At 73.4% G+C, this 10880-nt stretch carries 7 protein-coding genes; all 7 read right to left on the bottom strand.

The features are described 5' to 3' along the window. Positions 1-80 precede the first annotated feature (80 nt). On the bottom strand, positions 81-1190 hold the full coding sequence (locus ACFVW8_RS16770) for an XdhC family protein (protein WP_389690523.1): 1110 nt from the start codon (positions 1188-1190) through the stop codon (positions 81-83). 282 nt (positions 1191-1472) lie between these two features. After that, positions 1473-2426 (bottom strand): bifunctional riboflavin kinase/FAD synthetase, encoded by a 954-nt coding sequence (locus ACFVW8_RS16765; RefSeq protein WP_389690521.1) that lies wholly within the window; start codon positions 2424-2426, stop codon positions 1473-1475. A 43-nt stretch (positions 2427-2469) separates the two neighbouring features. Next, positions 2470-6447, bottom strand: a complete 3978-nt coding sequence (locus tag ACFVW8_RS16760; protein ID WP_389690520.1) for a trypsin-like peptidase domain-containing protein — start codon at positions 6445-6447, stop codon at positions 2470-2472. 191 nt (positions 6448-6638) lie between these two features. Next, complete coding sequence (gene truB, locus ACFVW8_RS16755) at positions 6639-7595, bottom strand: tRNA pseudouridine(55) synthase TruB (RefSeq protein ID WP_389690518.1); 957 nt, start codon at positions 7593-7595, stop codon at positions 6639-6641. Continuing rightward, positions 7592-8044, bottom strand: a complete 453-nt coding sequence (gene rbfA, locus ACFVW8_RS16750; RefSeq protein WP_123523220.1) for a 30S ribosome-binding factor RbfA — start codon at positions 8042-8044, stop codon at positions 7592-7594. Before rbfA ends, truB begins: the two co-directional genes overlap by 4 nt. 80 nt (positions 8045-8124) lie before the next feature. Next, positions 8125-8421 carry a DUF503 domain-containing protein gene (locus ACFVW8_RS16745; protein ID WP_024494414.1) on the bottom strand — a complete coding sequence of 99 codons (297 nt, stop codon included), beginning with the start codon at positions 8419-8421 and terminating at the stop codon, positions 8125-8127. A gap of 137 nt (positions 8422-8558) precedes the next feature. Continuing rightward, positions 8559-10880 (bottom strand): translation initiation factor IF-2 (gene infB / locus ACFVW8_RS16740; protein WP_389690516.1); only part of this gene is annotated, 2322 nt, incomplete at its 5' end.

Here is a 10880-nt window from a genome sequence, read left to right as displayed (position 1 = left end):
CGGGGGGGGCTTGGGCGGGTGGCTTGTCGGGGGGGGGGCGGGGGGGGGCTGGGGGGGGGCGCGGGCCCCCCCCCCGCGCGCTACTCCCGCCGCTCGTGGTGGATCGTCCCCGTCAGTTCGCCGAGTGGCCGCCCCGTGCCGCCCCAGCGGTGCTGGATGATCTCCGCGGCGATCGAGACCGCCGTCTCCTCCGGCGTACGGGCGCCGAGGTCGAGCCCGACGGGTGAGGCGAGCCGTGCCAGGTCGGACTCGGCCACCCCTTCCTCCCGCAGCCGTGCCAGCCGGTCGAGGTGGGTGCGCCGGCTCCCCATCACACCGATGTACGCGGCCGGGGTCCGCAACGCCGCGACCAGCAGCGGGACATCGAACTTCGGGTCGTGCGTCAGAACGCAGACGACCGCGCGCCCGTCGATGTCCGTGTCCGACAGATAGGTGTGCGGCCAGGCGCAGACGACCTCGTCGGCGGTGGGGAACCGCTCGCGGGTCGCGAAGGCCGGACGGGCGTCGCAGACGGTGACGCGGTACCCGAGGAAGGACCCGATGCGCGCGGTCGCGGCCGCGTGGTCGATGGCGCCGAAGACGAGCATGCGGGGCGGTGGCGCGTACGTCTGGACGAAGACGGACACGTCCTGCATCCGGCGCTCCCCGCGCGCCCCGTACCACTGCCGTCCGGTCACCCCCTGGGCGAGCAGGCCCCTGGCGTCATCGGTGACAGCCGCGTCGAGCCCCTCGTTGCCGAGCGAACCCTGCGCCGCGCCGGCCCTGACCACCAGCCGGGCACCGGCCGCCGCGGCGGCCGGCAGGACGGTGGCCACGGCGACCGGTTCGCCGCCCGCGATCGAGTCCGTGACCCCCCGGAGCCATGCGCGGTCCGCAGCGTCGGCGAAGGGCGCGACCAGGACATCGATCGTGCCGCCGCAGGTCAGCCCGATGCCGAAGGCCTCGTCGTCGCTGATCCCGTACGACTGGAGCTGCGGGATGCCGGAGGCGAGCACCTCACCGGCCACCTCGTACACCGCGCCCTCGACACAGCCGCCCGACACGCTTCCCGCCACCACTCCGTCGGCGGTCACCGCCATCACCGCACCGGGGGCCCGCGGGGCGCTGCCCCGCACGGAGACGACGGTCGCCAGAGCGAAGGAGGTGCCGGCCTCCTGCCAGGCACGCAGCTCGGAGAGCAGTTCACGCACGGTACGGACCTCCTCGGGCCCGGCTGAAGCGGCCAGGTCCGCCCCACCCTAGGTGAGCCACCGTGCCGGACCGCTGAGCGCTACGACTGGTGCGCGCGGGATCCCGCCGCATGGCCGCACGGCGCTCCCGGCCCGCCGAAGGGCTCAGATGGGGTCTCCCCTGCTCGAACGCAGTTGAGAGCTTGGGGAAGGAGCGATTCGGGCGTTTCGGCAACGCGGCGAGGCGCCGTAGCTGTCGTCGCGCGCCCGACAGGGGTTACGGGACAGCCCTCAGGGGACGGATCAGCCCTGTTCGTACGCGGAGATCAGCTCGCTGCACCGCTTCACATCGGCGGCCATCGCCACGAGCAGCTCGTCGATCGACTCGAACTTCAGCATCCCTCGTACGTAGGCGAGGAAGTCCACGGAGACGTGCAGCCCGTACAGGTCGAGGCCGACGCGGTCGATCGCGTACGCCTCCACCGTCCGCTCGGTGCCGTCGAACTGCGGGTTGGTGCCGACCGAGATCGCGGCGGGCATCGCCTCGCCGTTCACGGTCAGCCAGCCCGCGTACACGCCGTCGGCGGGAATCGCGGTGTGCGGCAGCGTCTCCACGTTCGCCGTGGGGAAGCCGAGCTCGCGGCCGCGCTGCGCACCGCGGACGACGACGCCCTCGACGCGGTGCGGGCGGCCCAGGATCTCGGCGGCGCCGGCCATGTCGCCCTCGGCGACGAGGCGGCGGGTGAGGGTGGACGAGAACGGTTCGCCGCCACCCGCCTCGCCGCGCACCCGGAGGTCGATGACCTCGACGCGGTAGTCGTGCGTGGCGCCGAACTCGGTGAGCAGCTGCACGTTCCCCGCGGCCTTGTGGCCGAAGCGGAAGTTGGGGCCCTCGATGACCAGCTGCGCATGGAGCCTGTCGACGAGCACCTTCACGATGAAGTCGGCCGGGGCGAGCTTCGAGAACTCCGTGGTGAACGGCAGGATCAGCACCGCGTCCACGCCGAGCTCCGCCATCAGTTCGGCACGGCGGTGGTGCGGCGCGAGCAGCGGCGGGTGGCTGCCGGGCCGGACGACCTCGCTGGGGTGCGGGTCGAAGGTCACGACGACCGAGGGCACGCCCAGCTCGCGGGCCCGCTCGACGGCCCGGCCGATGATCAGCTGGTGTCCGCGGTGCACCCCGTCGTAGGAGCCGATGGTGACGACGCTGCGTCCCCAGTCCTGGGGGATGTCCTCCAAGCCACGCCAGCGCTGCACTCTGACCGCTCCTCGCCCGAACCTGTGTACGTGGGTTTGTCTCTTACGCAGGTCTAAGACTGCCATGCTCACGCCCTGCGGCCTGCATCGGCATGGTCATCGGGGTCCCGAGAGCCTCCACCGTCAGCCGTGCGCTGGGGCCCACGACCGCCGCCCACTCCTGCGGGGCGTCCGCCAGCCACCCGGTGACCAGGGTGGCGAATCCGGGCACGTCGCGGGCCAGTTCGACCAGTCGGCGGTCGAACCGGCCGGCGCCCTCGGGGGTCCGGACGAGCAGCATTCCGGTGCGGTGGACCAGCGCCCTGGTACGGGCCGGGCCGCGCCCGGCGCAGCCTGTCGCTGCGGCGCGCAGCAGCGCGTCCAGCACGACCGGGTCGCGGTGGGCGCCACCCTGCTCGAAGTCCAGCAGGACCTCCAGCAGCTCGTCCCGCAGGGGCTGTGAGGCCGGGCTGCCGGGTGAGGCCAGCACCCCGGCGAGGGAACCGCGCACCGGCGCGGGCGCGGGGCGGTCCCGGAGCAGCCCGGTCAGCAGGGGAAGCAGCAGGGCACGGGCTGCGGGCCCGTGCTCCAGCCTGCGGTCGAGGTAGGCCGCGGTGTGGACGGTGTCCTGGGGGTGGCTGTCGACGTACGCCCGCACCAGCCCGGCGGCGTGCAGGGCGAGCGCGGGGGCGTCGATCCCGGCGAGGGCGCGCAGCACCTCGCCCGCGCCGTCCCCGGAGCGCATCAGACGGTCGCGGTAGGCGCTCAGCACCGGCTCGGGATGCGTGGGCAGGGCCACGGCGAGCGCGCCGGGCGAGATCCTGGGGCCGTCCGCGGCGAAGGCCCTCAGCGCCTGTGGCAGATAGCGGTCCCTGGTCTGCGGATCCGCCACGAGCCGGGCGAGCGCCACCCCGTGCAGATCGCTGTCGCCGGGGCGGGCCAGCAGGGCGAGGACCGAGCGGCGCAGCAGGGCCCGGTCCTCGTCGCGGCTGACGTGCGGTGCGACGACCGCTCCGTAGGCGGCGGCCGCGATGCGTCTGGCACGACGGTCGTCGTCGCGGGACCAGCGCTCGACGGCCCGGCAGAGGGACGAGGGCTCGTCCTCGGCGAGTGCGGCGAGCAGTTCCTCGGCGCGCGGGTGGTCGGCCGAGACGAGGGCGTCCGCCAGGTCGTCCACGGCGAGGTCGCGGCGGGCATGGAGGAGCGCCTGCGCGGCCGCAGCGACGGTCGGGCGGATCGCCGCACCCGGCTCGGCGGCAAGCGGGCGCTCGTCGGTGAACCAGGCGCACAGCAGCGGCTGGAGGGTACGCGGATGGGCGGCGAGGCGCCGTGCGACGGCGTCCAGGAACCGCGCACCGCCGGTATCACCTTCGCCCGGCGGAGGCCCGTCGGCGGGGACGAGCCGCCGGAACAGGTCCATCCGGTCCGCCTCGGGCAGCCGCAGCCGGCGCCAGAACCACGGCCCGAACTCGGCGTACACCCCTTGCGGACCGAGCCCGCCCGTCTCGGCCGAACTCCGGACGACACGCCCGGTGAGCAGCCGCAGCACCCCGAGATGCGGCCGGGCGTCGGGCACCCGCAGCAGCGTCTCGGCGAGCAGGTGCGCGGCCCACCAACGGGCATCCCTCGGCGGACGGCCGGTGCCGCCGGTGGCGGAGGCGTGGTCAGTGGCGGAGGTGTGGCGGGCGGAGGTGGCGGCTGTACGGGCGGCAGGGGCCGGTACGGCGGCTGCGGCCGGGCCGGGAGCGGAGGCCGGGCCGGGAGCGGAGGCCGGGCCGGAACGAGGGCCCGAGGCAGCGCCGGCGCCGGTCCCTCTCCCGGTCGCCGGTGCCACCGTCCCGTTCTCCGACGGGACCTGTCCGCCGGCCCCGGCTGCCGCGTCGTCCCGGCCGGCCGGCAACCGGTCCAGCGCCTCGATCAGGTCGGCCAGCCGGTGCGCCAGCGCGGCCGGGCCCTGACGGCGGCCCAGGAGCAGCAGCGCCTGGATCACCGGGCCGATCCGGTGGCGCGGCACCGGCAGGATGTGCGGCTCGGCATCACCGGCGGCGGCCACAGGCCCACCATCCGATGCGGGGACAACGCCCGGCACGGCAGCAGCACCCGGCTCGGGGACACCGTCCGACGCCGGGGCGACCCGCGCCCCGGGAGCAGCACCCTGCACCGGGCCGCGCCCGTCGGCCGCGTCCGGCCGGCGCGGTTGCGGAACCCGGCCGGCGCGCTCCGTCGCCGCCGCGTCGGCGGCGTGCCAGCGGTGCACCAGCGACCGCAGCGCCGCGTCCAGATCCAGATGCGCGCCCTGGATCCAGTCCCCCAGCTCCTCGTGCGCGAAGCGGTAGCCCCCTCCCGCAGGAACCAGCAGCCCTTCGGTGAGCACGGCCGAGGCCCAGCCCGTGCGCCACGGGAAGATCTCCTCGAACGCGGACCGGTCCAGCTCGCCCTGGCCCGGCCCCAGACAGCGCCGGGCCGCCTCGTGGACCTGGCCCGCCACCCGGGCCGCCAGCCGCCGTACCGCCGTGCCCCTCGGGGCCGGGTGGCACTCGGCGGCGATCCGGACCGCGATGCGCAGGCACATCAGGTCCAGGTGGGCGGCGAAGACCTCCTCCGTGCCGGGCCACCCCGGTGTGTCCGGGGGCAGGGCCTCGCGTACCTCCGCCAGCAGCCGCAGGGTGAGCGGATGCCGGTCGTGGCCGGGGGCCAGGGCGTCGGGCGGAAGCGCGTACCGCTCACGGGCCGCCTCCGCCTGGCCCACGGTGAGGTCGTCGATGCGCAGGGCGGACGGCAGCCGCCGGGCGGGCCTGGCGGGGCGGTGCAGCGCGTCGGGCGGGCAGAGTGCGCCGGCGGTCTCCCAGTGCTCCGGGCGGCAGGCGACGACGAGCCGCACGCCGTTGTCCCGCAGCCAGTCGACCGTACCCGCGCTCCACCGGGCCAGCCGGTGCGCGAGGACGGGCGGCATCTCCTCCGGGCCGTCCAGCAGGACGAGCAGCGGGCTGCCGGATTCCGCGGCCAGCCCGGCCACCCGCTCCGGGGTGGCGGCCGCCACGTCGCCGATGGCTCCTGCGGCGCTGACGATGCGTCCGGCCTGCCGGAGCGTGCGGGCGATGGCGTCCGCGACGGAGGTGTCGTCGGCCAGCAGATCGGCGCCGCGCAGCCACAGGGTGAGCGCGGGCACCGGGCCGCGGGCCCGGCGGGCGGCGAGTGCGGCGAGTTCCGTGGTGCGGCCGGTACCCGGCTCCCCGACGAGGCCCATGACCACCGCCGGCTCCCCGTCGGCCGCCGGCGGGCGTGCGGCGGCGAACGCGCGGAACTCCGCGGTGGCCTCGGGCCGTTCCACCGGATCGGGCCAGGCGCTCGGTCCGCCCGCCGAGCCGACGGACATCGCGGTCAGCTGGAGGGCTCCGGCGGGATTCAGATCGCGGCCGTAGCCGGGGACACTCATCGCGTTGCGCCGCAGCAGGGCCTCCAGCGGCCCTCCGTCGCCCGTCCCGGCCAGCGGTACCGCGCATCCCGCGGCGGGGTGCCCGGCCCGCAGAGCGGTACCGAGGACGGCGACGACCGCTCCGCTGTCCGGGTCGAGGACCGGTCCGCCCACGGCCGCACCGCCGAGCAGGAGTGCGTCGCGGCCGTCCGTACCGAGCGCCAGTTCCAGTGCCCGGCCGATCCGGTGGGTGGCGCCGCCGGTGGTGTAGGTGACCGGGACCGGGCCCAGGACGCGCGCCTCGCGCCAGCCGTGCGCGGCGATCATCACATACGTACCGGCCTCGCCCGGCTCCCGCAGCGCGATCGGCAGCGGCTGCGCGCCCAGTGTCTCCGGTCCCCCGGTGGCCACGAGCGCGAGATCCAGCTCGGGCAGTGCGGTGATGCCGGCGGCCTCGACGCGGCAGCTGCGCCCGTCCCTACCGTGCAGGACGAGGTGCGTGACCCCGTCGACCGCCTCATGACTCGTCACGACCGTGCCCCGGTCGTCCGCGACGAACCCGGTCCCCCGCGGCCTCCCGGCCGGATCGCACAGTCGTACCAGCGTCGCCCGGTCCCCGCATCCCATGATCCGACGTTAGGTCCGCAGTGATCGGCAAGGGGCGATCGGAGCAAAAGCGCCCCCGTACGCACCCCTGATTCACTCCGAGCGCCTGCTCATTGGGGTGAATCAAGGTCGTTCGGTGGACAGGAACGGCCGGGGCTGCGGAGCGGGCACAGGGCCCTGCCCGCTCCACGGTGCGGACGCCGGAAAACGGTTCAGCCGAAAACCGCGAGGCTCTTGGCCTTGCCCTTCTGCTCCTCGACGAGGACCAGGAACGTTCCGTCGGGCCCGAAGACCGCGACCGGCCCCGGCGGGTACGCGGGCATGTCGAGCCGCACGCCGTTCAGCAGCAGCTTGGCCCGCCTCTCGTCGACGTCCCAGCGCGGGAACGCCGAAGCGGCGGCCTCGGCCACCGGCATCACGGTCAGCTCTTCCTGGTGCTGGTCGAGCGTCCTCGCGCCGTCGATCCCGTACGGTCCGACGCGCGTACGCCGCAGCGCGGTCAGATGACCGCCCACGCCCAGCCCGGCGCCGAGGTCGCGGGCAATGGCCCGGATGTACGTACCGGACGAGCAGACCACCGAGACGACCAGGTCGACCACCGGGGTGCCGTCCTCGGCGACGGCCTCGCGGACGTCGTAGACCTTGAAGGACGAGATGGTCACCGGCCGGGCCGGGATCTCGAACTCCTCGCCGCCGCGCACCCGCGCGTAGGACCGCTTGCCGTCGATCTTGATCGCACTGACCTTGGACGGCACCTGCATGATCGCGCCGGTCAGTCCGGCGACACCCGCGTCGATGCCCTCGCGGGTCACACCGGAGGCGTCGGCGGACGAGGTGATCTCGCCCTCCGCGTCGTCCGTGACGGTGTTCTGGCCGAGCCGGATCGTACCGAGGTACTCCTTCTCGGTCAGCGCGAGATGGCCGAGGAGCTTGGTGGCCTTCTCGACGCCGAGCACGAGCACGCCCGTCGCCATCGGGTCCAGCGTGCCGGCATGGCCGACGCGCCTGGTACGGGCGATCCCGCGCATCTTGGCGACGACGTCGTGCGAAGTGAAGCCGGACGGCTTGTCGACAATGACCAAACCGCTCTCCCGTCGCCCGCCGCCACCTTTGCCCGGGATGGCTGCGCTCCCGCTCCCCTCCTCGGGCGTCTTGTTCTGCGCTGTCATTCGGAGGCGGTGTCCTCGTCGGTCTCGTCCTCCGGCTTGCGGTACGGGTCCGCGTCGCCGGCGTACGCGGCGCCCGAGGACGCCTCGCGCACCTTGGCGTCCGAGGCCCGTGCCCGGTCGAGGAGATCCTCGATCGCCTTGGCGTTCTCGGGCAGCGCGTCCGCCATGAAGGCGAGCGTGGGGGTGAACTTCGTCCCCGCCGCCGCGCCGACCGCCGAGCGCAGAATGCCCTTCGCGCTCTCCAGACCGGCTGCGGCGCTCGCCCGGTCCTCGTCGTCGCCGTAGACCGTGTAGAAGACCGTGGCCTCCCGCAGGTCGCCGGTGACGCGGGTGTCCGTGATGGTCACGTGCGTACCCAGGCGCGGGTCCTTGATTCCGCGCTGCAGTTTCTCGGCGACCACCTCCTGGATGAGGTCCGCCAGCTTCTTAGCCCGCGCGTTGTCGGCCACTGGTCCGTCTCCTTCTCACTCTGTACCGGCCGGGAACCGGGGGCGGCATCGCCCGCCCCCCGATTCCCGGCCGGTCCTGCTCAATCGTCTTCGTCGCTGTGCAGCCGCCGCCGTACGGACAGCAGCTCCACTTCCGGCCGGCCGGCGATCAGCCGCTCGCACCGGTCCAGCACGTCCGTGAGGTGCCCGGTGTCCCCGGAGACCACGGCCAGGCCGATCTCGGCCCTGCGATGGAGGTCCTGGTCGCCCGTCTCCGCCACACTCACCGCGTATTTGCGCTGGAGCTCGGCAACGATCGGACGGACCACGGAGCGCTTCTCCTTCAGCGACCGTACGTCGCCGAGAAGCAGATCGAAGGACAGTGTCCCCACATACATGTATGTCCGGATGTCCCGCCGGTTCGGGTTCGCGCCCCGCCGTTGACTGGCAGGGACACAAGAACCGTACACGGAACGGCCGGGGCCGATCGACGGAAATACCACCCGTCGACCGGCCCCGACTGTTGAGGTACGGGTCAGCCTCGCGGCTTCTCGCGCATCTCGTACGTCGCGATGACGTCGTCGATCTTGATGTCGTTGAAGTTTCCGAGGTTGATACCGCCCTCGAAGCCTTCGCGGATCTCGGTGACGTCGTCCTTGAAGCGGCGCAGACCGGAGATGTTGAGGTTCTCCGCGATGACCTTGCCATCGCGCAGCAGGCGCGCCTTGGTGTTGCGCTTGACCTCGCCGGACCGGACCAGCACACCGGCGATGTTGCCCAGCTTGGACGAGCGGAAGATCTCGCGGATCTCCGCCGTACCGAGCTCGACCTCTTCGTACTCCGGCTTGAGCATGCCCTTGAGGGCCGCTTCGATCTCTTCGATCGCCTGGTAGATGACCGAGTAGTACCGGACGTCCACACCTTCGCGGTCGGCCATCTGCGCGGCACGCCCTGCGGCGCGCACGTTGAAGCCGATCACGATGGCGTCGGAGCCGGTCGCCAGGTTGATGTCCGACTCGGTGACCGCACCCACACCGCGGTGCAGGACCCGGATGTCGACCTCTTCACCGACGTCGAGCTGGAGCAGCGAGGACTCGAGAGCCTCCACCGAACCGGACGCGTCGCCCTTGATGATGAGGTTGAGCTCCTGGACCAGACCGGCCTTGAGCGCCTCGTCCAGGTTCTCCAGGGAGAACCGGACACCCTTGCGGGCGAAGTTGGCGTTGCGCTCACGGGCGGCACGCTTCTCGGCGATCTGACGGGCCGTACGGTCCTCGTCGACGACCAGGAGGTTGTCGCCGGCACCCGGGACGTTGGTGAGACCCAGGACCAGGACGGGGGTCGACGGACCCGCTTCCTCGACGTTCTGACCGTTGTCGTCGAGCATCGCCCGGACCCGGCCGTACGCGTCGCCCACGACCACCGTGTCACCGATGCGCAGCGTTCCGCGCTGGACCAGGACGGTCGAGACGGCACCGCGACCGCGGTCGAGGTGGGACTCGATCGCAATACCCTGCGCGTCCTGGTTCGGGTTGGCCCGCAGGTCGAGCGAGGCGTCGGCGGTGAGGACGACGGCCTCGAGGAGCGACTCGATGTTGAGCCCCTGCTTGGCGGAGATGTCGACGAACATCGTGTCGCCGCCGTACTCCTCTGCCACCAGACCGAACTCGGTGAGCTGACCGCGCACCTTGACCGGGTCGGCACCCTCGACGTCGATCTTGTTGACCGCGACCACGATCGGCACCTCGGCCGCCTTGGCGTGGTTCAGCGCCTCGATCGTCTGGGGCATCACACCGTCGTTCGCCGCCACCACGAGGATCGCGATGTCGGTGGACTTCGCACCACGTGCACGCATGGCGGTGAACGCCTCGTGACCCGGGGTGTCGATGAAGGTGATCCTGCGGTCCTCGCCGTTGACCTCGGCGCCGACCTGGTACGCACCGATGTGCTGCGTGATACCGCCGGCCTCGCCCGCGACGACGTTCGTCTTGCGGATCGCGTCCAGCAGCCGGGTCTTACCGTGGTCGACGTGACCCATGACGGTCACGACCGGCGGACGGGAGACCAGGGCCTCTTCGCCGCCCTCGTCCTCGCCGAACTCGATGTCGAAGGACTCGAGCAGCTCGCGGTCCTCCTCCTCGGGACTGACGATCTCGAGGACGAAGTTCATCTCGTCCGCGAGCATCTTCAGCGTCTCGTCGGGGACGGACTGCGTCGCAGTGACCATCTCGCCGAGGTTCATCATCACGCCGACGAGCGACGCCGGGTTCGCGTTGATCTTCTCCGCGAAGTCCGTGAGCGAAGCACCGCGGGACAGCCGGACAGCCTGCCCGTTGCCGCGGGGCAGCATGACACCGCCCACCGACGGGGCCTGCATCGACTCGTACTCCTGGCGCCTCTGCCGCTTCGACTTGCGGCCACGACGCGCGGGACCGCCGGGACGGCCGAACGCACCCTGTGTGCCACCACGGGCACCCGGGCCGCCGGGACGTCCACCGAAGCCGGGACGACCGCCGAAGCCGCCGCCGCCACCGGGACGGCCTGCGCCGCCACCGCCACCGGGACGACCGGCGAAACCGCCGCCACCGCCACCGGGACCGGCCGGACGGCCTGCGAAGCCGCCGCCACCGGGACGGCCTGCGCCGCCACCGCCGCCGGGACGACCGCCGCCGCCACCGGGACCACGGCCACCGCCGGGGCCACCACCGGGACGCGGGCCGGCAGCGGGACGCTGCGGCATCATGCCCGGGTTCGGACGGTTACCACCGCCGGCGCCGGGGGCGCCGCCGGGACGCGGGGCGGGCTGGCGAGCGGGGCCCGCCGGAGAGTGGCCGGCTCGGGCACCGACGCGCTGGCC

Source organism: Streptomyces sp. NPDC058221, assembly GCF_042882365.1.
GTDB lineage: Bacteria > Actinomycetota > Actinomycetes > Streptomycetales > Streptomycetaceae > Streptomyces.
This window is presented reverse-complemented; position numbering and strand designations above follow the sequence as displayed.